19 protein-coding genes, 2 rRNA genes and 1 riboswitch are annotated in these 26,363 nt (G+C 68.7%); of the genes, 17 read left to right on the top strand and 4 right to left on the bottom strand.

Annotated elements, in window-relative coordinates; translation table 11 throughout:
* Window positions 1–245 precede the first annotated feature (245 nt).
* From OG247_RS08440 to OG247_RS08385, 12 genes are all read left to right on the top strand, one after another.
* Window positions 246–3,369 (top strand): 23S ribosomal RNA (locus tag OG247_RS08440).
* A 74-nt stretch (window positions 3,370–3,443) separates the two neighbouring features.
* Window positions 3,444–3,561: ribosomal RNA gene (gene rrf / locus OG247_RS08435) — 5S ribosomal RNA — on the top strand.
* A gap of 130 nt (window positions 3,562–3,691) precedes the next feature.
* Window positions 3,692–4,282 (top strand): CDP-alcohol phosphatidyltransferase family protein, encoded by a 591-nt coding sequence (locus OG247_RS08430; RefSeq protein WP_327251653.1) that lies wholly within the window; start codon window positions 3,692–3,694, stop codon window positions 4,280–4,282.
* Between the two features lie 99 nt (window positions 4,283–4,381).
* Window positions 4,382–6,877 (top strand): mannose-1-phosphate guanyltransferase, encoded by a 2,496-nt coding sequence (locus OG247_RS08425; RefSeq protein WP_327251652.1) that lies wholly within the window; start codon window positions 4,382–4,384, stop codon window positions 6,875–6,877.
* Window positions 6,878–7,010: 133 nt separating this feature from the next.
* The gene (locus OG247_RS08420; protein ID WP_327251651.1) at window positions 7,011–7,913 is read left to right on the top strand and encodes a DUF881 domain-containing protein; all 903 of its coding nucleotides are present in this window, start codon (window positions 7,011–7,013) and stop codon (window positions 7,911–7,913) included.
* The gene (locus tag OG247_RS08415) at window positions 7,910–8,242 is read left to right on the top strand and encodes a small basic family protein (RefSeq protein WP_112452698.1); all 333 of its coding nucleotides are present in this window, start codon (window positions 7,910–7,912) and stop codon (window positions 8,240–8,242) included. Before OG247_RS08420 ends, OG247_RS08415 begins: the two co-directional genes overlap by 4 nt.
* 5 nt (window positions 8,243–8,247) lie before the next feature.
* A complete protein-coding gene (locus OG247_RS08410; protein WP_442813238.1) occupies window positions 8,248–9,150 on the top strand; it encodes a DUF881 domain-containing protein in 903 nt (300 codons plus the stop codon).
* Window positions 9,151–9,633: 483 nt separating this feature from the next.
* Window positions 9,634–10,173, top strand: a complete 540-nt coding sequence (locus tag OG247_RS08405; protein ID WP_274547808.1) for an FHA domain-containing protein — start codon at window positions 9,634–9,636, stop codon at window positions 10,171–10,173.
* A 19-nt stretch (window positions 10,174–10,192) separates the two neighbouring features.
* Complete coding sequence (gene ftsR / locus OG247_RS08400) at window positions 10,193–10,966, top strand: transcriptional regulator FtsR (protein WP_327251649.1); 774 nt, start codon at window positions 10,193–10,195, stop codon at window positions 10,964–10,966.
* A gap of 107 nt (window positions 10,967–11,073) precedes the next feature.
* Window positions 11,074–11,547 carry a bifunctional nuclease family protein gene (locus OG247_RS08395; protein ID WP_030009777.1) on the top strand — a complete coding sequence of 158 codons (474 nt, stop codon included), beginning with the start codon at window positions 11,074–11,076 and terminating at the stop codon, window positions 11,545–11,547.
* 180 nt (window positions 11,548–11,727) lie between these two features.
* On the top strand, window positions 11,728–12,384 hold the full coding sequence (locus OG247_RS08390; protein ID WP_388495152.1) for a MerR family transcriptional regulator: 657 nt from the start codon (window positions 11,728–11,730) through the stop codon (window positions 12,382–12,384).
* Window positions 12,385–12,518: 134 nt separating this feature from the next.
* On the top strand, window positions 12,519–14,639 hold the full coding sequence (locus tag OG247_RS08385; protein WP_327251648.1) for a DNA polymerase IV: 2,121 nt from the start codon (window positions 12,519–12,521) through the stop codon (window positions 14,637–14,639).
* Window positions 14,640–15,195: 556 nt separating this feature from the next.
* Here the strand turns inward: OG247_RS08385 and OG247_RS08380 are convergent.
* The gene (locus OG247_RS08380) at window positions 15,196–15,561 is read right to left on the bottom strand and encodes a PRC-barrel domain-containing protein (protein WP_327251647.1); all 366 of its coding nucleotides are present in this window, start codon (window positions 15,559–15,561) and stop codon (window positions 15,196–15,198) included.
* Window positions 15,562–15,681: 120 nt separating this feature from the next.
* Window positions 15,682–15,780, top strand: a riboswitch (glycine riboswitch).
* 198 nt (window positions 15,781–15,978) lie between these two features.
* On the opposite strand from OG247_RS08380, the gene gcvP reads away from it, so the two are divergent.
* The gene (gene gcvP / locus OG247_RS08375; protein WP_327251646.1) at window positions 15,979–18,864 is read left to right on the top strand and encodes an aminomethyl-transferring glycine dehydrogenase; all 2,886 of its coding nucleotides are present in this window, start codon (window positions 15,979–15,981) and stop codon (window positions 18,862–18,864) included.
* Window positions 18,865–18,961: 97 nt separating this feature from the next.
* Here the strand turns inward: gcvP and OG247_RS08370 are convergent, their stop codons facing one another.
* Window positions 18,962–19,168 carry a DUF5999 family protein gene (locus tag OG247_RS08370; protein WP_327251645.1) on the bottom strand — a complete coding sequence of 69 codons (207 nt, stop codon included), beginning with the start codon at window positions 19,166–19,168 and terminating at the stop codon, window positions 18,962–18,964.
* Between the two features lie 269 nt (window positions 19,169–19,437).
* Complete coding sequence (locus tag OG247_RS08365; RefSeq protein ID WP_327251644.1) at window positions 19,438–20,058, bottom strand: hypothetical protein; 621 nt, start codon at window positions 20,056–20,058, stop codon at window positions 19,438–19,440.
* A 512-nt stretch (window positions 20,059–20,570) separates the two neighbouring features.
* Here OG247_RS08365 and OG247_RS08360 point away from each other — a divergent pair.
* Window positions 20,571–22,106 carry a glutamate-cysteine ligase family protein gene (locus OG247_RS08360; RefSeq protein ID WP_327251643.1) on the top strand — a complete coding sequence of 512 codons (1,536 nt, stop codon included), beginning with the start codon at window positions 20,571–20,573 and terminating at the stop codon, window positions 22,104–22,106.
* 238 nt (window positions 22,107–22,344) lie between these two features.
* On the top strand, window positions 22,345–23,088 hold the full coding sequence (locus tag OG247_RS08355) for a CPBP family intramembrane glutamic endopeptidase (protein ID WP_266913286.1): 744 nt from the start codon (window positions 22,345–22,347) through the stop codon (window positions 23,086–23,088).
* Between the two features lie 17 nt (window positions 23,089–23,105).
* Here the strand turns inward: OG247_RS08355 and OG247_RS08350 are convergent, their stop codons facing one another.
* The gene (locus OG247_RS08350; protein WP_327251642.1) at window positions 23,106–23,924 is read right to left on the bottom strand and encodes a PhzF family phenazine biosynthesis protein; all 819 of its coding nucleotides are present in this window, start codon (window positions 23,922–23,924) and stop codon (window positions 23,106–23,108) included.
* A 307-nt stretch (window positions 23,925–24,231) separates the two neighbouring features.
* Here OG247_RS08350 and OG247_RS08345 point away from each other — a divergent pair, with 307 nt between their 5' ends.
* Entirely contained in the window at window positions 24,232–25,107 is an 876-nt protein-coding gene (locus OG247_RS08345) for a hypothetical protein (protein ID WP_327251641.1), read from the top strand.
* Window positions 25,108–25,703: 596 nt separating this feature from the next.
* The gene (locus OG247_RS08340) at window positions 25,704–26,315 is read left to right on the top strand and encodes a PadR family transcriptional regulator (RefSeq protein ID WP_327251640.1); all 612 of its coding nucleotides are present in this window, start codon (window positions 25,704–25,706) and stop codon (window positions 26,313–26,315) included.
* Window positions 26,316–26,363 lie beyond the last annotated feature (48 nt).

Below are 26,363 nucleotides of genomic sequence, written 5' to 3'. Positions count from 1 at the left end.
GTCAGCTCAGGGTGGAACGTTGATTAGTTGGCACGGTTTCCAAAACCTTCTGTGAGTACTGCTTCGGCGTGGAAAACAGTTTGAGTGGCGGGGATCGTGCTTGGCACGTTGTTGGGTATCTGAGGGTACGGCCGAAAGGCTTTATCTTCGCGATGCCGGCCCCAGTGAACTCGCCAGCTTGTCTGGTGGGGTGATGGGTGGCTGGTCGTTGCTTGAGAACTACACAGTGGACGCGAGCATCTGTAGGCCAAGTTTTTAAGGGCGCACGGTGGATGCCTTGGCACCAGGAACCGATGAAGGACGTGAGAGGCCGCGATAGGCCCCGGGGAGCTGCCAACTGAGCTTTGATCCGGGGGTGTCCGAATGGGGAAACCCGGCAGTCGTCATGGGCTGTCACCCACTGCTGAACACATAGGCAGTGTGGAGGGAACGCGGGGAAGTGAAACATCTCAGTACCCGCAGGAAGAGAAAACAACCGTGATTCCGGGAGTAGTGGCGAGCGAAACCGGATGAGGCCAAACCGTATGCGTGTGATACCCGGCAGGGGTTGCGCATGCGGGGTTGTGGGAATTCTTTTGATCGGTCTGCCGGCCGGTCGGCGAGTCAGAAACCGTTGATGTAGTCGAAGGACATGCGAAAGGTCCGGCGTAGAGGGTAAGACCCCCGTAGACGAAACATCAGCGGCTTGCTTAAGAATCTCCCAAGTAGCACGGGGCCCGAGAAATCCCGTGTGAATCTGGCGGGACCACCCGCTAAGCCTAAATATTCCCTGGTGACCGATAGCGGATAGTACCGTGAGGGAATGGTGAAAAGTACCGCGGGAGCGGAGTGAAATAGTACCTGAAACCGTGTGCCTACAAGCCGTGGGAGCGTCGCTGTATGTGCTTGCACATACAGTCGTGACTGCGTGCCTTTTGAAGAATGAGCCTGCGAGTTAGCGGTGTGTAGCGAGGTTAACCCGTGTGGGGAAGCCGTAGCGAAAGCGAGTCCGAATAGGGCGATTGAGTTGCACGCTCTAGACCCGAAGCGGAGTGATCTAGCCATGGGCAGGTTGAAGCGGAGGTAAGACTTCGTGGAGGACCGAACCCACCAGGGTTGAAAACCTGGGGGATGACCTGTGGTTAGGGGTGAAAGGCCAATCAAACTCCGTGATAGCTGGTTCTCCCCGAAATGCATTTAGGTGCAGCGTCACGTGTTTCTTGCCGGAGGTAGAGCACTGGATAGGCGATGGGCCCTACCGGGTTACTGACCTTAGCCAAACTCCGAATGCCGGTAAGTGAGAGCGTGGCAGTGAGACTGTGGGGGATAAGCTCCATGGTCGAGAGGGAAACAGCCCAGAGCATCGACTAAGGCCCCTAAGCGTACGCTAAGTGGGAAAGGATGTGGAGTCGCAGAGACAACCAGGAGGTTGGCTTAGAAGCAGCCACCCTTGAAAGAGTGCGTAATAGCTCACTGGTCAAGTGATTCCGCGCCGACAATGTAGCGGGGCTCAAGCGTACCGCCGAAGTCGTGTCATTGCAGCAATAGGGCCAACGCCCGCTGTGATGGGTAGGGGAGCGTCGTGTGCCGGGTGAAGCAGCAGCGGAAGCTAGTTGTGGACGGTTCACGAGTGAGAATGCAGGCATGAGTAGCGATACACACGTGAGAAACGTGTGCGCCGATTGACTAAGGGTTCCTGGGTCAAGCTGATCTGCCCAGGGTAAGTCGGGACCTAAGGCGAGGCCGACAGGCGTAGTCGATGGACAACCGGTTGATATTCCGGTACCCGCTTTGAAACGCCCAATATCGAATCAGGCGATGCTAAGCCCGTGAAGCCGTTCCGGACCCTTCGGGGAAAGGAAAGTGGTGGAGCCGGCGAACCAGACTTGTAGTAGGTAAGCGATGGGGTGACGCAGGAAGGTAGTCCAGCCCGGGCGGTGGTAGTCCCGGGGTAAGGGTGTAGGCCGAGGGGTAGGCAAATCCGTCCCTCATATAAGGCTGAGACCTGATGCCGAGCCGATTGTGGTGAAGTGGATGATCCTATGCTGTCGAGAAAAGCCTCTAGCGAGTTTCATGGCGGCCCGTACCCTAAACCGACTCAGGTGGTCAGGTAGAGAATACCGAGGCGTTCGGGTGAACTATGGTTAAGGAACTCGGCAAAATGCCCCCGTAACTTCGGGAGAAGGGGGGCCATCACTGGTGATCGGATTTACTCCGTGAGCTGGGGGTGGCCGCAGAGACCAGCGAGAAGCGACTGTTTACTAAAAACACAGGTCCGTGCGAAGCCGTAAGGCGATGTATACGGACTGACGCCTGCCCGGTGCTGGAACGTTAAGGGGACCGGTTAGTCACATTTCGGTGTGGCGAAGCTGAGAACTTAAGCGCCAGTAAACGGCGGTGGTAACTATAACCATCCTAAGGTAGCGAAATTCCTTGTCGGGTAAGTTCCGACCTGCACGAATGGCGTAACGACTTCTCGACTGTCTCAACCATAGGCCCGGTGAAATTGCACTACGAGTAAAGATGCTCGTTTCGCGCAGCAGGACGGAAAGACCCCGGGACCTTTACTATAGTTTGATATTGGTGTTCGGTTCGGCTTGTGTAGGATAGGTGGGAGACTTTGAAGCGGCCACGCCAGTGGTTGTGGAGTCGTCGTTGAAATACCACTCTGGTCGTGCTGGATGTCTAACCTCGGTCCGTGATCCGGATCAGGGACAGTGTCTGATGGGTAGTTTAACTGGGGCGGTTGCCTCCCAAAAAGTAACGGAGGCGCCCAAAGGTTCCCTCAGCCTGGTTGGCAATCAGGTGTTGAGTGTAAGTGCACAAGGGAGCTTGACTGTGAGACCGACGGGTCGAGCAGGGACGAAAGTCGGGACTAGTGATCCGGCGGTGGCTTGTGGAAGCGCCGTCGCTCAACGGATAAAAGGTACCCCGGGGATAACAGGCTGATCTTCCCCAAGAGTCCATATCGACGGGATGGTTTGGCACCTCGATGTCGGCTCGTCGCATCCTGGGGCTGGAGTCGGTCCCAAGGGTTGGGCTGTTCGCCCATTAAAGCGGTACGCGAGCTGGGTTTAGAACGTCGTGAGACAGTTCGGTCCCTATCCGCTGTGCGCGTAGGAATATTGAGAAGGGCTGTCCCTAGTACGAGAGGACCGGGACGGACGAACCTCTGGTGTGCCAGTTGTCCTGCCAAGGGCATGGCTGGTTGGCTACGTTCGGGAGGGATAACCGCTGAAAGCATCTAAGCGGGAAGCCTGCTTCAAGATGAGTATTCCCACCTCCTTGAGAGGGTAAGGCTCCCAGTAGACGACTGGGTTGATAGGCCAGATGTGGAAGCCCGGTAACGGGTGGAGCTGACTGGTACTAATAGGCCGAGGGCTTGTCCTCAGTTGCTCGCGTCCACTGTGTTAGTTCTGAAGTAACGAACTGTGTCATATCCGGTTTGGTTAACTTCATAGTGTTTCGGTGGTCATAGCGTTAGGGAAACGCCCGGTTTACATTCCGAACCCGGAAGCTAAGCCTTTCAGCGCCGATGGTACTGCAGGGGGGACCCTGTGGGAGAGTAGGACGCCGCCGAACAATCATTGTAGAAAGCCCCGTACCGGGTAACCGGTACGGGGCTTTTCTGCGTTTACAGGCCGGTGCACCGGCTCCTGTAGGGTCAGGGGGCATCGTTCGACATTTCTACAGTCACAGTGGAGGCCCCCGGGTGGAGGTCCAGGAGACTCGGGTTCAGACTGACCGAATTTTCACCATTCCGAACATCCTGAGCATGGCTCGCCTCGCAGGCGTACCCCTGTTCCTGTGGCTGATCCTGGCCGAGCACGATGGCTGGGCTCTTGCCGTCCTCATGCTCAGCGGGATCAGCGACTACCTCGACGGGAAGCTGGCCCGGCGCTGGAATCAGATCAGCAGCCTCGGCCGGCTGCTGGATCCCGCCGCGGACCGGCTCTACATCCTGTCCACGCTGTTCGGTCTCACGTACCGCGAGATCCTGCCGCTCTGGCTCACCGGGGCACTGCTCGCGCGTGAGCTGATGCTGCTGGTCATGGTCTGGATCCTGCGCCGGCACGGCTATCCGCCGCCCCAGGTCAACTTCCTCGGCAAGGCCGCGACCTTCAACCTGATGTATGCGTTCCCCTTCCTGCTGGTGAGCACCTGGTCGGGTTGGTTGGCCTGGATGGGGTCAGTTTTCGGATGGGCGTTCGCCGGATGGGGTACAACCCTCTATTGGTGGGCAGGAGTCCTTTACGTGGTACAAGTCCGCCGGCTCGTGAAGGCGGACACCACGGCCGATTGAGCTCGCTCGGCGCCTGACTGACGCGGGGGAGTGTTCCAGTCACCGTCCGGGACGGGTGAGGTCGGCGATACGCCGTCTCTCAAGGAGGACTCTTCCGACATGAAGGCCGTCGTGATGGCTGGTGGCGAAGGCACTCGGCTTCGCCCCATGACCTCAAGCATGCCCAAGCCGCTCCTGCCGGTGGCGAACCGGCCGATCATGGAGCACGTGCTCAGGCTGCTCAAGCGGCATGGGCTCAACGAAACCGTGGTCACCGTACAGTTCCTGGCGTCGCTCGTCAGGAACTACTTCGGTGACGGCGAGGAGCTCGGAATGGAGCTCACCTATGCCAACGAGGAGAAGCCACTCGGGACCGCCGGCAGCGTGAAGAACGCCGAGGAGGCTCTGAAGGACGACACCTTCCTCGTCATTTCCGGCGACGCGCTCACCGACTTCGACCTGACCGACCTGATCCGTTTCCACAAGGAGAAGGGCGGGCTCGTCACGGTGTGCCTGACCCGGGTGCCGAATCCGCTGGAATTCGGCATCACCATCGTGGACGAGGAAGGCAAGGTCGAGCGCTTCCTGGAGAAGCCGACCTGGGGCCAGGTGTTCTCGGACACCATCAACACCGGCATCTACGTCATGGAGCCGGAGATCTTCGACTACGTGGACGCGGACGTCTCCGTGGACTGGTCCGGCGACGTCTTCCCGCAGCTGATGAAGGAAGGCCGGCCCATCTACGGCTACGTCGCCGAGGGCTACTGGGAGGACGTCGGCACCCACGAGAGCTACGTCAAGGCCCAGGCCGACGTACTCGAGGGCCAGGTCCAGGTCGACATGGACGGTTTCGAGATCTCACCCGGCGTGTGGATCGCCGAAGGGGCCGAGGTGAGCCCGGACGCGGTGCTGCGCGGCCCGCTGTACATCGGGGACTACGCCAAGGTCGAGGCCGGCGTGGAGATCCGCGAGCACACCGTCATCGGATCGAACGTCGTCGTCAAGAGCGGTGCGTTCCTGCACAAGGCCGTCGTGCACGACAACGTGTACATCGGGCCTCACAGCAACCTCCGCGGCTGTGTCATCGGCAAGAACACCGACATCATGCGCGCGGCCCGGATCGAGGACGGGGCCGTCATCGGCGACGAGTGCCTCGTCGGCGAGGAATCGATCATCCAGGGGAACGTCCGGGTCTACCCCTTCAAGACGATCGAGGCGGGCGCCTTCGTCAACACCTCGGTCATCTGGGAGTCGCGGGGGCAGGCACATCTGTTCGGCGCGCGCGGGGTCACCGGCATCCTGAACGTGGAGATCACCCCGGAGCTCGTCGTCCGGTTGGCCGGTGCCTATGCGACGACCCTGAAGAAGGGGGCGACGGTCACCACGGCCCGCGACCACTCGCGTGGCGCGAGAGCGCTCAAGCGGGCCGTGATCTCGGCGCTCCAGGCGAGCGCCATCAACGTCCGGGACCTGGAGAACGTACCGCTGCCCGTGGCGCGGCAGCAGACCGCGCGCGGCAGCGCGGGCGGGATCGTGCTGCGGACCTCGCCGGGAGTGCCCGACTCGGTCGACATCATGTTCCTCGACGAGCGCGGGGCGGACCTCTCCCTCCAGCAGCAGCGCAAGCTCGACCGGGTCTACGCACGCCAGGAGTACCGGCGGGCGTTCCCCGGCGAGATCGGCGACCTGCAGTTCCCGGGAAGCGTCTTCGACGCCTACACCGGTTCGCTGCTGCGGCGGGTGGACACCACCGGGGTCGCGGACTCCGGGCTCAAGGTGGTCGTGGACGCGTCCAACGGCAGCGCCGGCCTGGTGCTGCCCAGCCTGCTGGGCCGGCTCGGGGTGGACGCCCTCACGGTCAATCCGGGTCTCGACGAGTCCCGGCCCACGGAGACGGCCGAATCCCGCAGGGCGGGGCTGGTGAGGCTCGGCGAGATCGTGGCGTCCTCGCGGGCCGCCTTCGGAGTGCGCTTCGACCCGGTGGGCGAGCGGATCTCCCTCGTGGACGAGCGCGGCCGGATCATCGAGGACGACCGGGCGCTGCTGGTGCTGCTCGACCTGGTGGCCGCAGAGAAGCGCAGCGGCAAGGTGGCGCTGCCGGTGACCACGACCCGGATCGCCGAGCAGGTGGCGGCGTACCACGGGACCCAGGTGGAGTGGACGACGACCTCGCCCGACGATCTGACCCGGGTGGGCCGGGCGGAGAACACCATCTTCGGCGGTGACGGTCGGGGTGGCTTCATCGTCCCCGAGTTCAGCAGCGTCTTCGACGGGTCGGCCGCCTTCGTGCAGTTGATCGGGCTGGTGGCGCGGACGCAGCTCACGCTGAGCCAGATCGATGCCCGGATCCCTCGTGCGCACGTGCTCAAGCGAGACGTGCCGACCCCGTGGGCCGTGAAGGGGCTCGTCATGCGGCGGGTCGTGGAGGCGGCCGGGGACCGGCAGGTGGACACCACCGACGGGGTGCGGGTCGTGGAGGCCGACGGGCGGTGGGCCCTGGTGCTGCCGGACCCGGCGGAGGCGGTCACCCACCTGTGGGCCGAGGGACCCGACGACGCGTCCGCGCAGGCCCTGCTGGACGGCTGGGCAGCGGTGGTGGACGGCGCCGGGCACTGAGCGCCCCGCACGGGACGGCGTAGGCCGGAACGCAGCGGCGTAGGGCCGGAAGTCCGGTGGAGCGGGCGGGGCGAAGGTCCCGTCCGGTCCACCGGGCGTCCGCATTCGGTGGGAGCGGCGCCGACATGCGACGATGTGCGGCATGTCGCAGCCGCCCCACAACCGCAGTTCGGCACCTCCGGCGCGGCCGGACGCTTCCATGTCGCTGCTGACGCACGTGATGGACCACTCCCTCGACGAGGGCTACGCGGAGGCTTCGGCCCGGCGCGAGGCCGAGGGCACGTCCGGCCTGCCGCGGACCCTCAAGGCCAAACTGGGTCTCGCCGCCGGGCTCGTGCTCGCCGCCATGGTCGTCACCCTGGGCGCCGCGCAGGCGCGGGCGACCGCGCCGGTGCTGGCCAAGGAGCGTCAGGAACTCATCGACCGGGTCGAGCGGGCCGACGCGCACGCGGACGGTCTGGAGCGGGACATCGAGGGGCTGCGGGACACCGTCGCCGGCCGGCAGCGCGAGGCGCTCAAGCAGCACGGCGGCGAACAGGGCCAGCTCGTGGCGCTGCTGTCCGGGGCCACCGAGGTGCACGGGCCCGGGATCAAGCTGACGGTGGACGACGCGAAGGGCTCGACGACCGGAAACGGCACCAAGCCGCGCGAGAGCGCCGGATTCTCGGACACCGGGCGGCTCCGCGACCGAGATATGCAGAAGATCGTCAACGGGCTGTGGCAGTCGGGGGCGGAAGCGATCTCGATCAACGGGCAGCGCCTGACGTCCCTCTCGGCGATCCGGGCCGCCGGTGACGCGATACTGGTCGACAACAGGCCGCTGGTCCCGCCGTACGAAGTGCTGGCGATCGGCGACAAGAAGCGCCTCGGGACCGCGTTCCAGGACTCCGCGGACGGCCAGTACCTGCACGTGCTGCAGGAGAACTACGGCATCCGCTACTCCTTGTCGTCCGAGGCCGAGGTGCGCCTCCCGGCCGCGTCGAGCCTGACCGTACGTACGGCTACAGCAGTAGAGCAGCAGAAGGGTGCATCGTGATCGCGGTACTGGGCCTCGTGGTCGGAGTGGTGGTCGGACTTCTCGTCCGCCCCGAAGTGCCGGCCGTGGTGGAGCCTTATCTGCCGATCGCCGTGGTCGCGGCGCTGGACGCGGTGTTCGGAGGCTTGCGCGCGATGCTGGACGGCATCTTCGTGGACAAGGTCTTCGTGGTGTCGTTCCTGTCGAACGTGGTCGTGGCGGCGCTGATCGTCTTCCTCGGAGACAAACTGGGCGTCGGCTCGCAGCTGTCCACGGGTGTGGTCGTCGTCCTCGGCATCCGCATCTTCTCCAACGCCGCGGCCATCCGCCGGCACGTGTTCCGGGCGTGAGGCCGATGAGTACGAACGACACCCCGCCCGAGGAGCCCGGGGCCTCGGCATCGGCACAGCGGCCGAAGGCACAGCCGCCGCAGGAGCCGTCGGCCGGGCCGTCGGCCGGACCGTTGGGCAACGGGGCCGAGTCCGTGGGCGACGTGCCCGGGCCCGAGCGGACCGGGCCCGAGCAAACCGGGCCCGAGCAGACCGGCCGGCAGCGGCTGGCGGCCGGGCTGTGGCCGCCGCGGGTGAGCCGTGCCCAACTGATCGTCGCGGTGCTGCTGTTCGTTCTGGGGCTCGGGCTGGCCATCCAGGTGCGGTCGAACAGCGACTCCAGCGCGTTGCGCGGTGCCCGTCAGGAGGACCTCGTACGGATCCTCGACGAGCTGGACGGGCGGACGAAGCGGCTGGAGGACGAGAAGCAGACGCTCGAGGACCAACGCCGGGAGCTCGAGAGCAGTTCCAACCAGGCCGAGGAGGCCCGGAAACAGACCGTGGAGAAGGAACGCCAACTCGGGATCCTGGCCGGTACGGTGGCCGCGCAGGGGCCGGGGATCGTGCTGAAGATCACGGACCCCAAGGGTCAGGTGCTGTCGGACAAGCTGCTGGACACCCTCCAGGAGCTGCGGGCCGCCGGGGCCGAGGCCATCCAGATCAACGGGGTGCGGATCGTGGCGGACTCGTACTTCTCGGACGAGGAGGACGGGGTCGCGATCGACGGTAAGAAGATCACACAACCCTACGAGTTCAAGGTGATCGGCAAGCCTCAGGACCTGGAGCCTGCGCTCAACATTCCCGGTGGCGTCGTCCAGTCGCTGGAGAAGGAGCAGGCGGTCGTCGGCATCACACGTCCGGCGAAGATCGTTGTGGATGCCTTGCGGGCTGCGAAGCAGCCTGACTACGCTCGGTCGTCATCGACGTGATGCGGGAGGTGCGGGAGACCGGCTCAGGCGGGCGAATGCCTGCGGGGGGTCGAGGCACCGAAGTCGCGGTGCGTGGTGGAAACTGTCTGATGGTTACGGACGTTGTAAGTATGTCCGGGTCGGCAGGTGTTGCATTCGGAGTTCGTCCTGCCCCACGGGCGGGTCTGTTTCGGTCAAGGGGAATCGCCCGTGAAGTTGTTTGAGAAGTTGTTCGGCAAGAAGAACCGCGAGGAAAGCGGTGCGGCCAGGCACCGCGCGGGGCACGGAGACGTGGAAGGGCAGGGCGACCGGCCGCTCTTCCGCGACGAGGTCGCCGGGGCGGGTGATATTTCGGGCGCGCACGGCGCGTCGACTGTTGACCCTGCCGGTACCGGACGCATAGGTTTCGGTGAACCATCAACCTCAAGTACGGGTGGAGGGTTTGCCCCCGACCCGTATGCCACCAATGCCTCCGCGGGGCAGCCGCGGCGCGAGGAGCCGTCCATGTCGGCCGAGCAGATTTGCAGCAGGTGCGGGCACCGCAGCGATGCGGCGAGCCGGTTCTGCTCCAACTGCGGGGCGCCGCTGCGGGCGGGTCTGACGCCGGAGCGTGCCTCGGAGACCACGTCCACCATCTCGATCTCGGGCCTGGAGGCCTACGAGGCCGAGGTGTCGGGACAGACGCACGTGTCGTCCTCGCTGTCCCCCGAGGCCCAGGCCGCGGTGGAAGCGCTGCCCCCGGGTTCCGCCCTGCTGATCGTGCGGCGCGGCCCGAACTCCGGCAGCCGGTTCCTCCTGGACGGTGAGCTGACGACGGCCGGCCGGCACCCGCAGAGCGACATCTTCCTGGACGACGTCACCGTCTCCCGGCGCCATGTCGAGTTCCGCAGGAGCCACGACGGTTTCACCGTCTCCGACGTCGGCAGCCTCAACGGCACGTACGTGAACCGTGAACCGATCGACTCCGTCGCCCTGCACAACGGCGACGAGGTGCAGATCGGCAAGTACCGGCTGGTCTTCTACGCGAGCCTGCGGGGGCACTGACCCTTCAAGGGAAGGTCCCATGCTGCGTATCCCGGCAGGCGGTGCCGCCAAGGGCGGCACCGCCACCGCCGCCTCCTCGGGCGTGCGGCTGGTGAGCATCGGAACGGTGCTCACGATGCTGCGTGACGAGTTCCCCGAAGTCACGATCTCGAAGATCCGTTTCCTGGAAGCGGAGGGGCTCGTCGAGCCCAGGCGCACACCTTCGGGATATCGCAAGTTCAGCACCGACGACGTGGAGCGTCTCGCCCACGTCCTGCGGCTCCAGCGCGACCACTACCTTCCGTTGAAGGTCATCCGCGAGCAGCTCGACGCGCTCGCGCGGGGTGAGCAGATCCGTATCCCGGCGCCCACGGCGCACGGGGAGTCCGTCGACCCCACGAGCCCCGTCGCCCTCTACGGCGAGGTGGGCCGGGAGCGGCCGACCGTGGCCCGGGTGGGCCGGGCCGAGCTGATCGCCGCCGCGGACGTGGACGAGGTCCAGCTCGTGGAGTGGGAGTCCTACGGGCTCATCGCGGAGGCACCCGGCGGCGGGTTCGACGCCGAGGCCGTCACCGTGGCCCGTCTGGTGGCCGATCTCGGCCGATTCGGTCTGGAGCCGCGCCACCTGCGGGCCATGAAGGCCGCCGCAGACCGGGAGGCCGGTCTGGTGGAACAGGTCGTCTCGCCGCTGCGCCGGCACCGCAATCCGCAGACCAGGGCCCATGCCGAGGCCACCATGAAGGAGCTCGCGGGGCTCTCCGTACGGCTGCACGAGGCCCTCGTACAAACTGCTCTCGGGGTGCGGCTGCACTGATCCTGAGGGGTTTTCGGGCCGACTTCGGGTGACTTGGCAGGGGCTTCGGGGCAGGCTTGGGGCAGCCCGACTACCCAAACCTGCCGAGCAGGTCCTAGGGTTGCTGTGTGAACGAGCTCGACGTTGTGGGTGTCCGGGTGGAAATGCCCTCGAACCAACCGATCGTGCTCCTGCGTGAAGTGGGAGGCGACCGGTACCTCCCCATCTGGATCGGACCAGGGGAGGCGACCGCCATTGCCTTCGCGCAGCAGGGCATGGCCCCTGCCCGGCCGCTGACACACGACCTTTTCAAGGACGTGCTGGAGGCGATCGGCGAGGAGCTCACCGAAGTCCGGATCACGGATCTGCGGGAGGGCGTTTTCTACGCGGAGCTCGTCTTCGCCAGCGGAGTCGAGGTGAGCGCGCGGCCCTCCGACGCCATAGCGCTCGCCCTGCGGACCGGGACGCCGATCTACGGCAGCGACGGCGTGCTCGACGACGCCGGAATCGCGATCCCGGACGAGCAGGAGGACGAGGTGGAGAAGTTCCGCGAGTTCCTCGACCAGATCTCGCCAGAGGACTTCGGTACCGGCCCGCAGTGAGGCGCGGGTCGTGCCGTCCTCCCGGATATTTCAGCCCATTCGAGTAGCCTTTCCCCGCAATGGGGTACGGGAAACCACTCTCAGGGTGATTATCACTCGGCGTGCCGAGTGTGGCGATCGTTGACGCACCCCTGGTGACTGCCTACCTTCGAGATGGCAGGTCAAGGACGGAGGGTCGGCGTGAGAGTCACGGGCGACGGTATGACCGGGGGCATCCCCGCACGGAGTGACGGTGGGCCGTACCCGCTGCACGGTGGTGCGGTGAACTCCGCGCGCCGTCAGCCGGAGCCCGCGCCGGTCGGTTCGGTGGGGCCGGTGGGGCCCCAGGGCGGCGAGCCCGCACCCGAGCAGGTCGGATACCGAGGGCCGACGGCGTGTGCCGCGGCCGGCATCACGTACCGGCAGCTCGACTACTGGGCGCGGACCGGGCTGGTGGAGCCCACGGTGCGTCCCGCCTACGGGTCGGGGACGCAGCGCCTCTACAGCTTCCGGGACGTGGTCGTCCTCAAGATCGTGAAGCGCTTCCTGGACACCGGGGTGGCGCTGCAGAACATCCGCACCGCCGTGCAGCACCTGCGCGACCGGGGTTTCTCGGACCTGGAGCGGATGACGCTGATGAGCGACGGCGCCACCGTGTACGAGTGCACTTCGCCGGACCAGGTCGTCAGCCTGCTCCAGGGCGGCCAGGGCGTCTTCGGCATCGCCGTGGGCGTGGTCTGGCGCGATGTGGAGAACGCGCTGTCGCAGCTGCACGGGGAGCGCGTGGACACGGGCGAGACGGTGGTCGGGCACAACCCGGCCGATGAGCTGGCCGCCCGGAGGAACCGGGCCGTCTGAGGCGCAGGGGCGGGGCCGGGGACCGGGGCGGGCCGGGTGGTCCGTCCGGGTCCGGTCCGGTCCGCGGCGGGCCGCCCGGCCCGCCTGCTGTGGGTTCGGGCCGATTGTCAGTGGCGTAGGGCAGCATCGGAGCTGTGAGAGCCGCGCCGACCATCCTGCACCTGGACATGGACGCCTTCTACGCCTCCGTGGAGCAGGCGTCGAAGCCGAGCCTGCGCGGCAAGGCCGTCATCGTCGGCGGGCTCGGGCCGCGCGGGGTCGTCGCCACCGCCTCCTACGAGGCCAGGCGGTTCGGGGTGCATTCCGCCATGCCGATGGCCCAGGCGCGGCGGCTCTGCCCCAACGGCGCGTGCCTGATTCCGCGCTTCAGCCTGTACCGCGAGGTCAGCGACACGGTCATGGGGATGCTCCGGGAGCTGTCCCCCCTCGTGGAGCCGCTGAGCCTGGACGAGGCCTTCGTGGACCTCGAGGCGGGCGGCGTCGCCTTCGACGCGCAGGCCGCGCGGGCCGTTGGCGAGCGGCTGAGGGCAGACATCACCGCCGCGACCGGGCTGAGCGGGTCGGTGGGGCTCGCGGGGTCCAAGATGCTGGCCAAAGTCGCCTCCGAGGAGGCCAAGCCGGCCGGGCTGCTGCTGATCGAGGTCGGCACGGAGCGGGCGCACCTGGCACCCATGTCGGTACGGACCCTGCCCGGGGTGGGGCCGGCCACGGGGGAACACCTGCGGCGGGCCGGGATCACCACGGTGGGGGAGCTGGCGGAGGCCGGCGAGGACGAACTGGTCCGGATGGTGGGGCGCTCGCACGGCGTCGGGCTGTACCGGATGGCGTTGGGGGTGGACGAGCGGCCGGTCGTCGCCGAGCGCGACGCGAAGTCCGTGTCGGTGGAGGACACCTTCGACGTGGACCTGCACGACCGGGTACGCATCCGGAACGAAGTGCAGCGGCTCGCCGACCGGTGCGTGGAGCGGCTGCGCGGGTCAGGGCATTCGGGGCGGACCATCGTGCTCAAGGTGCGGCGGTACGACTTTTCCACGCTGACCCGCTCGGAGACGCTGCGGGGGCCCACGGACGACCCCGCGGTGGTGCGGGAGGCTGCGGCGCGGCTGCTGGAGGCCGTGGACACCACGGGCGGGGTGCGGCTGCTGGGGGTGGGCGTGACGGGGCTGGCGGACTACACGCAGGAGGATCTGTTCGCTTTCGCCGATGCGATGGCTGCGCGGGCTGGGGCGGGGTCGGGTGACGGCGGCGCCGCGGGGCGGCCTGCGGCCGGCGCTGACGGGGGGCAGGAGCCCGAGGGACCCTTCCGGGTCCGGGGTGCCGTCCCGGGGCCGGGGCCGGGTCCGGGGCCGGAGCCGGAGGCGGACGAGGGTGCCGGTCAGGGCCAGGGTGGGGCAGTCCCCGCCGGGGCGGTGCCGGGCGAGCCCATCGGGCAGGGCCAGGGGCAGGCGGCTGGGGAAGAGCAGGCTGAGGCCGTTGGGCCGTCGGGGCTGGCGGAGGGGCTCGGGCACGCCCAGGGCGCTCAGCGGGGCCCTGGCCGGGGCGAGGGTCCTGGGCAGGGGTCGGGTGAGATCGCTGGGCCGGGGTGCGGTAGCGCGTTGGCGCAGGGGGAGAGCGTTGGGCAGGGGCAGGGGCAGGGGCAGGGGCAGGGGCAGGGGCAGGGGCAGGGCCAAGGCCAGGGCCAGGGCTCGGAGCAGGGCCAGGGATCGGAGCACGGCCAGGGCCAGGGCTCAGAGCAGGTGCAGGTGCAGGTGCCGGGTGAGATTGCTGGGCCTGATCGGGGTGCTGAGTTGGCGCAGGGGGAGGGCGTCGGACAAGGCCAAGGCTCGGGGCTGGGGCTGGGGCAGGCGCAGGGGCTGGGGTCGGGGTCGGGGTCGGGGGAGGTCGCTGCGCCGCGGGGTGTCGGGTCGGGGCAAAGGGGCGACGTCGGGCACGGCCAGGGCGACCTGCAGGGGGTGGGCGTTGGGCGTGGGCCGGGTGAGGTTGCTGGGCAGGGGCTCGGGGGTGCGGGGGGTGTTGAAGGTTTGGTTGAGCGGCGCTGGGCGGCCGGGAGTGATGTGCGGCATGCGGTGTACGGGCCCGGGTGGGTGCAGGGCAGCGGCGTCGGGCGGGTGACCGTACGGTTCGAGCAGCCCGGATCCGAGCCGGGCCGGGTGCGGACGTTCCTGGTGGACGACCCCGAGCTGGAGCCGTCCGACCCGATGCCGCTGGTCGGGGACCGGGCCGTGGGGGTCGGGGGCTCGACGGCTCCGGAGTGAGCCTGGGAGGGCACGTCCTTGCGCCGACCCGGGGTGCCTGTGTCTGGGGGGAGCTGGAGGAACTGTTCGCTGCCCGGCTCCCTGGGGGCCGGCAATAGTGCGCTGCCTGCTGCCTGCTGCCTGCTGCCTGCTGCCTGCTGCCGGGCGCTTGCTAGCGGCCCCGCCGGGTGTCCGCAGCTGGACGCCTGCCATGGGCCGCCGGGTGTCAGCGGGTGCCGCGAGTGTGCTGCTGGGTGCCGGCTGCGTCGTGTGAGGCGCTGAATACCCGCTACCCGCTGGGAGGCGCCGGGTTCCCCGCTGCCGCTGCCGCTGCCGCTGCCGCTGCCGCTGCCGCTGCCGCCGACCGCAGCCAGGGTGCTCGCTGGCAGCTGCTGCGGTCAGGTGTCGGCCGCCGCCGACCGTTCCCGCTGCCCGCTGTCGGGTGTTGTGGCTGCCCGCTGCCCGCTGCCCGCTGCCCGCTGCCCGCTGCCCGCTGCCCGCTGCCCGCTGCCCGCTGCCCGCTGCCCGCTGCCCGCTGCCCCGGGGGTTGGTGGGCAGCGGGTGTGGGGTGGTGGGGTTAGGGGGTGTCGGGGGCTTTGTGGCCGAAGTCGTGCTGGAAGTCGGAGGGGAGGGCCAGGTCCAGGCCGTAGTGGTGGTAGAGCTGCAGCTCCTGTTCGGGGGAGAGGTGGCGGCCGACGCCGAAGTCGGGGGCGTCCTTGATGAGGGAGCGCTCGAAGGGCACGCGCAGGGTGTCGCCCACCATCTCGCTGGGCTCCAGCGGGACGAAGGCGTCCCGGCTGAAGAGTCCGGTGCGTACGGCGGCCCATTCCGGGACGCCCGTGGCGTCGTCGAGGTAGACCTCGTCGACGGTGCCGATCTTGGTGCCATTGCGGTCGAACGCCTTGCGGCCGATCAGGCTGCGGGGATCGATGTCGGTCTGCACGGTCCGGTCCCTCCGTTTGGGCGCAACTCCTCCGGTAATGACTACAAAAGTGCATTTCCGGAGAGGGGGCCACTCGAGGGAGGTGCCCAGATCCTCGCTGGTAGGCTGGGTGACGGCTGTTGACCCTGTGCGGGAGAGTCCTCCGAGTGAGTGAGACGGAGGCGCCGAAGGAGCAAATCCTCCCCGGAATCTCTCAGGCATACGTACCGCACGTGGTGAGGCCACTCTGGAAAGCAGGTGCGGGAACCGGGCGCGCAGTGCCGGTCCCTCTCCTCACCGACGGTGAAAGCCGGATCTCGTGGGCGATCCCCGCGCGGCCCGGTGAAGCTCTCAGGTTGTGATGACAGAGGGGGAGGCCGTCCGGGTGCCCGCGCCGTGGTGCCCCTCGCAGGTCGTACGACCAGGAGGCCTCCGTACATGACCGCCAACCGCATTTCGCTCTCCCAGCTGGAGCGAGGCATCCCCTTCGAGCAGCGCCACATCGGCCCGGATGCCGAGGCGCAGGCGAAGATGCTCGCTCAGGTGGGCTACGGCTCCCTCGACGAGCTCACCGCCGCCGCGGTGCCGGATGTGATCAAGACCACCGCCGCGCTGAACCTGCCCGAGGCGCGGACCGAAGCCGAGGTGCTCGCCGAGCTGCGCCAGCTCGCCGACCGCAATCAGGTCCTGTCTTCGATGATCGGCCTGGGTTACTACGGCACCTTCACGCCGCCGGTGATCCTGCGCAACGTCATGGAGAACCCGGCCTGGTACACGGCGTACACGCCGTACCAGCCGGAGATCTCCCAGGGCCGCCTCGAGGCCCTCCTGAACTTCCAGACCGTCGTCGCCGAGCTGACCGGCCTGCCGACCTCCGGCGCCTCGCTGCTCGACGAGGGCACGGCGGCCGCCGAGGCCATGACCCTGGCCCGCCGCGTGGGCAAGGCCAAGGGCAACGTCTTCCTCGTCGACGCCGACGCGCTGCCGCAGACCATCGCGGTGATCGAGACCCGCGCCGAGCCGATCGGCATCGAGGTCGTGGTCGCGGACCTGTCGGGCGGGATTCCGGCCGAGATCGCCGAGCGCGGCGTCTACGGCGTGCTCCTGCAGTACCCCGGTGCCTCCGGCGCCGTGCGGGAGATCAAGCCGGTCATCGAGCAGGCGCACGCGCTCGGCGCCATCGTCGCCGTCTCCGCCGACCTGCTCGCCCTGACCCTGCTGACCTCCCCCGGTGAGCTGGGCGCGGACATCGCGGTCGGTACCACCCAGCGCTTCGGCGTCCCGATGGGCTTCGGCGGACCGCACGCCGGCTACATGGCCGTCCAGGCCAAGCACGCACGCTCGCTGCCCGGCCGCCTCGTCGGCGTCTCCGTGGACGCGGACGGCAACAAGGCCTACCGCCTGGCGCTGCAGACCCGTGAGCAGCACATCCGCCGTGAGAAGGCCACCAGCAACATCTGCACCGCGCAGGTGCTCCTCGCCGTCATGGCCGGCATGTACGCCGTCTACCACGGCCCGGACGGGCTGCGGACGATCGCCCGCCGCACCCACCGCTACGCCGCCCTGCTCGCCGCCGGTCTGACGGCCGGCGGGGTCGAGATCGTGCACGGCGCCTACTTCGACACGATCACCGCGCGGGTCCCGGGCCGGGCCGCCGAGGTCGTGGCCGCCGCCCGTGAGGGCGGGGTCAACCTGTACCAGGTCGACGCCGACCTGGTCTCCGCCTCCTGTGACGAGACCACCCTGCGCGCCGACGTCGACGCGGTGTGGGCCGCCTTCGGGGTGACCGCGGACCTGGAGGCGCTCGACGCCACCACGGCCGACGCGCTTCCCGAGGGGCTGCTGCGCGAGGACGCGTACCTGACCCACCCGGTCTTCCACCAGCACCGGTCCGAGACGGCGATGCTGCGCTACCTGCGCAAGCTCTCGGACAAGGACTACGCGCTGGACCGCGGCATGATCCCGCTGGGCTCCTGCACCATGAAGCTCAACGCGACCACCGAGATGGAGTCGGTCACCTGGCCCGAATTCGGCCAGGTGCACCCGTTCGCCCCGGTCGAGCAGGCCGAGGGGTACCTCACGCTCATCACCGAGCTGGAGGAACGTCTCTGCGAGGTCACCGGCTACGACAAGGTCTCCATTCAGCCGAATGCCGGCTCCCAGGGTGAGCTCGCCGGCCTGCTGGCCGTCCGCGCGTACCACCGGGCGAACGGCAACGAGCAGCGCACCGTCTGCCTCATCCCCTCCTCCGCGCACGGCACCAACGCCGCGAGCGCCGTGATGGCCGGCATGAAGGTGGTCGTGGTCAAGACCGCCGACGACGGCGAGGTGGACGCGGACGACCTGCGGGCCAAGATCGAGCAGTACCGCGACGAGCTCGCCGTGCTGATGATCACGTACCCCTCCACGCACGGTGTGTTCGAGGAGCACGTCGCCGACATCTGCGCCCAGGTGCACGACGCCGGCGGTCAGGTCTACGTGGACGGTGCCAACCTCAACGCCCTGGTGGGCCTGGCCAAGCCGGGTCACTTCGGCGGCGACGTCTCGCACCTGAACCTGCACAAGACCTTCTGCATCCCGCACGGCGGCGGCGGCCCGGGCGTCGGCCCGGTCGGTGTCCGGGCGCACCTTGCCCCGTACCTGCCCAACCACCCGCTCCAGCCGACCGCCGGTCCCGAGACGGGCGTCGGCCCGATCTCGGCCGCTCCGTGGGGCTCGGCCGGCATCCTGCCGATCTCCTGGTCGTACGTGCGCCTGATGGGCGGCGAGGGCCTCAAGCGCGCCACCCAGGTGGCGGTGCTCGGTGCCAACTACATCGCCAAGCGCCTGGAGCCGCACTACCCGGTGCTCTACACCGGCCCGGGCAACCTGGTCGCGCACGAGTGCATCATCGACATGCGCCCCCTGTCGAAGGCGACGGGCGTGAGCATCGACGACATCGCCAAGCGCCTGATCGACTACGGGTTCCACGCGCCGACCATGTCCTTCCCGGTCGCCGGCACGCTCATGATCGAGCCGACGGAGTCCGAGGACCTCGCCGAGATCGACCGGTTCTGCGACGCGATGATCGCCATCCGCGCCGAGATCGAGCGGGTCGCGGGCGGCGAGTGGCCGGTGGACGACAACCCGCTGGCCAACTCCCCGCACACGGCGGCGGCGCTGGGCGGCGAGTGGAACCACCCGTACACCCGCGACGAGGCCGTCTTCCCGGGCGGGGTGTCGGCCGCGGAGAAGTACTGGCCGCCGGTGCGCCGCATCGACGGTGCCTTCGGCGACCGGAACCTGGTGTGTTCCTGCCCGCCGCTGGACGAGTACGACAACTGATGCGGTGACATGGCGAAGTGACATGACGCCGTGACATGACGAAGGGGCCGGTCCGGGAGTTCTCTCCTGGGCCGGCCCCTTTCGTTTGCGTCGGCGGCTAGGCCGCCTTCATCACCTGAGTCGCCGCGAGCGCGCGGTGCGGGGCGATGATCTGGCCGTCCGGCAGCAGCTCACCGGTGTCCTCGAAGAGCAGGACGCCGTTGCACAGCAGGCTCCAGCCCTGTTCCGGGTGAACGGCCACGGGGTGCGCGGCCTCCCGGTCGGCGGAGTCGGCGGACGGGCACGCTGGCTTGTGCTGGCACATGGATGCGTTCTTTCGCTGCGGTGTGGTCTGTGTGCTGCGGCTCGATGCGTTGTTCATGGCCGCCCCCCGTATCAACGACTTGGCTCGGTCAGAGTCCCCAGTGTTCCCCCACGACCTAGTGTCCGGAGGGATTTCCCGGCAGCTGTCCTCATAGATTGATGACGCATCACCCGTGCGGGCGGTTCAGGTCAACTCCCCTGTCATTTCGGGTGGTTCGTTGGGGGTCCGAGTGGGCTAGGCCGAATGGGCAGAACCGGCCAGGGGCCGGATCAGGCGGCCGGCGCGGCCATGGAAGGCGGGACCGGGGGCGCCGTCGGCGTGAGCCGATGGGTCAGTACGGGCAGCAGTTCGGACACGGGGTGCGGCCGGTAGGCCGCGATGCCCGGCGGGGCGGGCGCCAGTGGGACCAGGAGGTCGGCGGCGGCCGGCAGTCCGGCGGAGGCGTCGGCGCCCACCGAGCCGTGCAGCCACAGGGTGAGCATGTACAGCTCCGGCACGGACAGCAGGCGCGGCTGGTAGCTCTTGCCGAGCGATTCGGCCTGGCGCAGCGCGCGTTCGGTGGCGGCGACGTAAGGGCCCTCGAAGAAGTGGGAGAAGACCCACCCGTCCGGGGTCAGCCGGGTGTCGGCCGCCGCGACGTAGCGGTCGCCGCTGCGGATCAGGAACCGCCAGCCGGTCAGCCGGGTGCGCGGCGGCCTGCCGCCGGCGGTCAGGCCGGAGACGTGCAGCCGGTCCAGGACGTGGACGGGCAGCGGGAGTTCGGCGGTCATCGGCCCCTGGAGGGCGCGCAGGGCCGGGGTGTGCGCCTCGTGGACGGCGGTGGGAGAGCCGAGAGCTGCGAGGACGCTGCGCAGGGCGGGCGCGGGAGCAGGAGGGACGTGCAGCGGCATGGTGGGTCGCCTCTCGCTTGGGAGACCTGTGGAACGGGGCGGGTGCGGGGTGCGGACGGCGCTGTCGCATTCTGGGGTCAGAGGGGGGCTGAGGGGCAATGGCCGCGCGCCAACTCTCTGCCTCGCATGCGGAGTTTATCTGACATGTGTTCACGCAGTGTTTCGGCTAGCTGTCCCGCCTATTGCCGACAAGGCGCTTACCGGTCCCGCTGACGTGGCATTCATGCCGGGCGTGCGCAAAATTTCCGCGCTGACCTCGGAGGTTACCGGATGAGGGCTCGGCTGAAAAGCGTCGGTTATCGGTAACCGGCAAGGTCTACGCTGTATTTGCGTATGGGGGCTTGCCAGGTGAATGTGCCAAAGCGCCTGTCGGCCAAACCGGCGCGCGCTCCCCGCCAGTCACGCCCCTTCCGCGTTATCGATCACGCCGCCGGGGCATCATCGACCGTAACGTGCGCCTGGGGGCGGATCCATTCCACGCCCGCCGGGCCCAGTCGAGGAGGGACGCTCCGATGGGGGAGAAGGTCGTGGCGGGCGGATTCGACCTGTCCGATCGGCAACGGTACCGGAGGAAGCTTCACGAGTGCCTGGAGGTACTGGAGCGACTTCTGGAGGAGAAGAGGTTCGATCGCCCCAAGAACATGATGGGGCTGGAGATCGAATTGAATCTCGCGGGTGCCGACGGGTTGCCGAGAATGGTGAATGCGCAGGTCCTCGAACGTATTGCGAGCAACGATTTCCAGACTGAACTGGGAATGTTCAACCTGGAGGTGAACGTCCTCCCGCACCGGCTCGGCGGTCGGGTATTCGACCAGCTCGCCGAGGAGCTGAGCGCGGGTCTCGGCTATGCCCACCGGCAGGCGCTGGAGGTCGACGCCGGGGTGGTCATGATCGGGATTCTGCCGACGATCTCCCGCAGCGACCTGGTCACCGCCAACCTCTCGGCGGTGGACCGCTACTCCCTGCTCAACGAGCAGATCCTGATGATGCGGGGCGAGGACTTCGTGCTCGACATCGAGGGGGTCGAGCGGCTCACCTGGACCTCCGGGTCGATCGTGCCGGAGGCCGCCTGCACCTCCGTACAACTGCACCTGCAGGTGACCCCGGCCCGGTTCGCGGACGTGTGGAACGCGGCCCAGGCGGTGGCGGCCGTACAGATAGCCGTCGGTGCCAACTCGCCCTTCCTGTTCGGGCGGGAGCTGTGGCGGGAGTCGCGGCCGCCGCTCTTCCAGCAGGCCACCGACACCCGGCCGCCCGAGCTCCAGGCGCAGGGGGTGCGCCCGCGCACCTGGTTCGGCGAGCGGTGGGTGGACTCGGCGTACGAGCTCTTCGCCGAGAACGTCCGCTACTTCCCGGCCCTGCTGCCGATCTGCGACGAGGAGGAGCCGCTGCGGGTGCTCGCCGAGGGCGGGGTGCCGAGCCTGCAGGAGCTGGTGCTGCACAACGGCACCGTCTACCGCTGGAACCGGCCCGTCTACGGGGTCGCCGACGGGGTGCCGCACCTGCGCGTGGAGAACAGGGTCCTGCCCGCCGGCCCGACGGTGGCCGACGTCGTCGCCAACGCGGCCTTCTACTACGGGCTCGTACGGACGCTCGCGGACGAGCAGCGCCCGGTCTGGAGCCGGCTGCCCTTCGCGGAGGCGGAGGCCAACTTCGACGCGGCTTGCCGCTACGGCATCGACGCCCGGCTGCGCTGGCCGCGCCGGGGCCGGGGCGGGGGACTGGCGAGCGTGCCCGCGGTCCGGCTGGTGCTGGAGGAACTGCTGCCGATGGCGGCCGCCGGACTGGACGCGTGGGGCATCGAACCCGCCGACCGGGACCACTACCTCGGCATCATCGAGGAGCGGTGCCGGCGCCGGGTGAACGGAGCCACCTGGCAGGTGGACACGTACCACCGGGCCCTCGCGGGCGGTCTGGAGCGGGACGCGGCGCTGGCCGCGACCACGCGCCGCTACAGCGAGCTGAGTCACCGGGGCGATCCCGTGCACACCTGGCCGGTGGGCCTGGGGAGTGGCGCCGCGGCGGCCGGTCCGGAGGCCGCCGGCTGATCCCGGCATGTTCCGGCAGGTTCCGCCACCCGCCCGCCCGCCCCGGTCCCGCCCGGTCCCGCCCGGTGATCCCCTTGCCCCGTGGAGGAGGCAGTATGGGGTGATCGGGGCGGGACGCCCCGCGAGATGTCGCAGCCGGGATGTCGCGGCGGTGGCGGGACGGGAGACGGGCGTGCGGACGGAGCCGGAACCGGTGGTCGGGGAGCTCGAACTCGGCGAGGGCCCGACGGAGCGCAGGATGCTGCGCTCCGAGACGCTGCTCGTGCTCGCGCTGTCCCTGGGCGCGAGCGGCGTCTCGGCGCTGATCAGCTTCATCGGCTCGCTGACCAAGCCGGGCGGGCTCAAGGACCAGGCCGCCACGCTCAACGGCTCGTACGCCCCCGGGCGGCCGTGGCTGGACCTGGCCTGGCAGCTGTTCGGCATCGCGAGCGCCCTCGTCCCCGTCCTGCTCGTCGCGCACCTGCTCACCCGTGAGGGCGCACCCGGGCTGAAGGTGCTGGGCTTCGACCGCACCCGGCCCTGGTGGGACCTGGGCCGGGGCGCGCTCGTCGCCGCCGGCATCGGCAGCGCGGGACTGGCCTTCTACCTGGGGGCCCGGGCCACCGGCTTCAACCTCACGGTGGTGCCGGAGGCGCTGCCCGACGTGTGGTGGAAGTTCCCCGTGCTGATCCTCTCCGCGGTGCAGAACTCCGTGGTGGAGGAGGTCATCGTGCTGGCCTACCTGCTGCGCCGGCTCGACCAGCTCGGCTGGTCGCCGATGGCCGCGCTGCTCGCCAGCTCCGTGCTGCGCGGCTCCTACCACCTCTACCAGGGCATCGGCGGATTCATCGGCAACGTGGTGATGGGCGTGGTCTTCGTCCTCGCCTACCGCCGCTGGGGCCGGGTCGGCCCGCTCGTCGTCGCGCACGCGCTGCTCGACATCGTGGCCTTCGGCGGGTACGCCCTGCTGGCGGGCAAGGTGGGCTGGCTGCCCACCCCGTAGGCGCACCGCGCGGCTGCCTACGGTGCGCTGAGCAGCTCGCCGTCGACGACCGTGACCGCGCGCCCGATCAGCAGCGTACGGTCGCCCAGCAGCCGCACCCGGACGAGGCCGGTGCGGGCTCCGCCCTGGAGGCCGACCAGCTCCGTGCGGCCCAGCCGCCGCGCCCAGAAGGGGGCCAGGGCGGTGTGGGCGCTGCCGGTGACCGGGTCCTCGTCGATGCCGACCGCGGGGAAGAAGCCGCGCGAGACGAAGTCGTAGCCGCGGGAGGGGTCTTCGGCCACCGCGGTCACGATGATCCCGCGCCGGGAGTAGCCGCGCAGGGCGGCATGGTCCGGCGTGAGCTCCCGTACGGCCCGCTCGTCGGCCAGCTCCACCACGAGGTCCCCGATGTGCTCGGAGGTGTCGTGGACCGACTTCGCCGTGGCGCCCAGCGCGCGCTCCACGGCGGCGTCCGGCTCGACCTCGGTCAGCGAGGAGGTCGGGAAGTCCATGACCAGGGACCCGTCCTCGGCGGCCGTGACCTTCAGGATTCCGCAGCGCGCCGAGAAGCGGACCGTCCCCGTCGCGAGGCCGCCGGTGGCCAGGACATGGGCCGTGGCCAGGGTCGCGTGGCCGCACATGTCGACCTCGGCGGCCGGGGTGAACCAGCGCAGCGCCCAGTCCGCCTCGCCGTCGGGCGGGAGCGGATGGGCGAAGGCGGTCTCGGAGAGGTTGACCTCGGCGGCGACCTGCTGGAGCCAGGCGTCCGGGGGGAACCCGCCTTCGAGGAGCAGGACCCCGGCGGGGTTGCCGCCGAAGGGGCGGTCGGTGAAGGCGTCGACGATTCGGATGCGCATGTCACCGACCGTAGGGACGCGGCGGAGCCGGCCGCAAAGGCCAATCCGGGACGACTGGACTGGCTCCTGCCGGCCGGCGTGGATGTCCCGTCTCACCGAAGGTTGGTCAGTCTCACCGAACTTTGACCACTCGGCTGTTTGTCTCATCGAACTTTGACCGCCGCAGGTCAAGGGCAGGTAGGTGGCTCCCGGGACTGGCCGGCGCCACCTGGTCGGCTGACGCGCTGTCGCCTGCGGTTCCGGTCCTCGAGGAGGTACGGCTCGCTGTGGCCTTACGAACTCCTGTGCAGGGTCCTACCTTTGAGTCATGGAAACTCGGCGTCCCGGCTCGCTTGCGGAAGTTGTGTTACCCGTGACAGCCGGATGGCGGCTGCTGTTCGTGCCCAGCCGGGCCCGGGAGCTGGCTGTCGCGCTCGGCGGGAGCATCATGGTCCCGCCTGTGGTCGCAGCCCCGCTTCTGCTGGGTGCTCTGGTGGCCGCCGTGATCTCGGGGAGCTCGCTCGCCTGGGGCATTTTCTGGGTCCTACTGGCGCTCACGGTGGTCGCAGTGATCGTGCTCGCCGTGGCCATGGTGTTCGTCACGGTCGCCCTGATGGTGCGGTGGGTCGAGTTCCGCCCCCTGGGAGCTCCGGCCCAGATCGTGATCGCCCGCTTTCTGCGTTCGTCGACCATGACGATGGCTGATCTGCAGCGAGTCGTCGTCATCGAGCGACTGAGTCTGGGGCAGCGCAAGTCGATCAAGGTGGTGTTGCATATCGGCAGCGAGACGGTGGAGTGCGAACCGATGACGTCCGCAGCGTTCTCTCGGGTCGACGCACAGGCGCTGACCGACTGGTTGACCGAGCAACTCGGCCAGGTCCAGGTGGCGGTGGAGCATCAGACGGAGGTCAAGCGAGACTTCCTGCGTCCGGACGCGTGGTGGACGCCGTCCCACACCGCAAAGGTGTGGCAGGTACCGGTCGGCGAGGTCGACGGCATAGCCGCCCAGCGCGGCGTCGGAATCTACCAGTACACGCCCGCGGCAGCCGCGATGTACAGCCCTGGCACTTCGGTCATCGTCTACGACCCGGGCCGGGCCTACGACGTCGGCGAAGAACTCCGCGCGGAACGAGCCGCCGGCCAGGCCGCCGACAGCACGGCAGCCCCCGGCCCGGCCGAGGACGACGCAACGGATTCCCGCTGACTCGGTCGGGCCGCTCCTGACGTGGCTCGGAGGCTGCACTCCACGAGCGGGCAGATGGCATCGCCTGCGTGGTGACGAAACCCGTCGGAGTCAGCCTGAAATCCCCTCCGTGAGGCCGCAGCGGCCCGGCGACGAGATCCGTGCCGCCGTCGACGCGGCGCCGGCCGCACGACTCGCCCTGGCCCTGGCCGCCGTCCACGCCAGCCCGGCCGAAGGCAGTGCGTGCGTGAATTCCAGCTCGACGACGTGGCCCTGGGCAATCGCCGCCTGGTCCTGGCCGGCCGCGCCCGCCCGCTCGACGACCTCAACCGCCAGGCGACCCTTGGCCAGCCCCGTCGCTGTCAGCGCCGGCCTGGCTCGGGGGCCACATCTGCCCTTGACCTGCGGCGGTCAAAGTTCGATGAGACAAACAGCCGAGTGGTCAAGGTTCGGTGAGACTGACCAACCTTCGGTGAGACGGGACAGCGGACCGGGGTGATCTCGGGTGTTCGTTGAGAAAGGTTCCGATATATCGTTGACGCATCGCGATGGGTCAGTGATAGTGGAAACATCGCAACAGCGACAACGAGATGCCGAATGACGAAAGGAGCGCAGTCATGCGTTCACACGGACAGCACGGACACGACCACGGACATGAGCACGGACGGGGTCACGGCCACTGCGGGCCGGACCGTCGGGAGGAGTTCCAGGGGCGGCGTGCCGCCTTCGGGCCGTTCGGGCCGCCCTTCGGCGGCGGGCCCTTCGGTGGGCGCGGCGGACCGCGCGGTCGGGCCCGGCGGGGTGATGTGCGCGCCTCCATCCTGGCGCTGCTCGCCGACCGGCCGATGCACGGCTACGAGATGATCCAGGAGATCGGCGAGCGCAGCGGCGGGGCGTGGAGGCCCAGCCCGGGGTCGGTCTACCCGACCCTGCAGCTCCTGGAGGACGAGGGCCTCATCACCAGCGCGAGCGAGGGCGGCAAGAAGCTGTTCACGCTCACCGACGCCGGCCGCACCGAGGCCGAGTCCGGCCCGGACGCTCCCTGGGAGCAGGCCGGCCGCGGCTTCGACTTCGAGGCGATGAACGAGGTCCGGACGGCCGGATTCGGCCTGATGGAGGCCTATGGCCAGGTCTTCAAGACCGGCACTCCCGAGCAGCGGGAGAAGGCCCTCGCCGTCATCAACGACGCCCGCAAGAAGCTCTACCTGATCCTGGCCGACGAGCACTGAGTGCGCCTCGGCGGGACCTCCCGCATCACATGACGGCGCGCCCCGCGA

The sequence above is a fragment of the Streptomyces sp. NBC_01244 genome (assembly GCF_035987325.1).
Lineage (GTDB): Bacteria > Actinomycetota > Actinomycetes > Streptomycetales > Streptomycetaceae > Streptomyces.
Note: the sequence above shows the minus strand (reverse complement) of the source record. Positions and strands in the feature narration are given on the sequence as shown.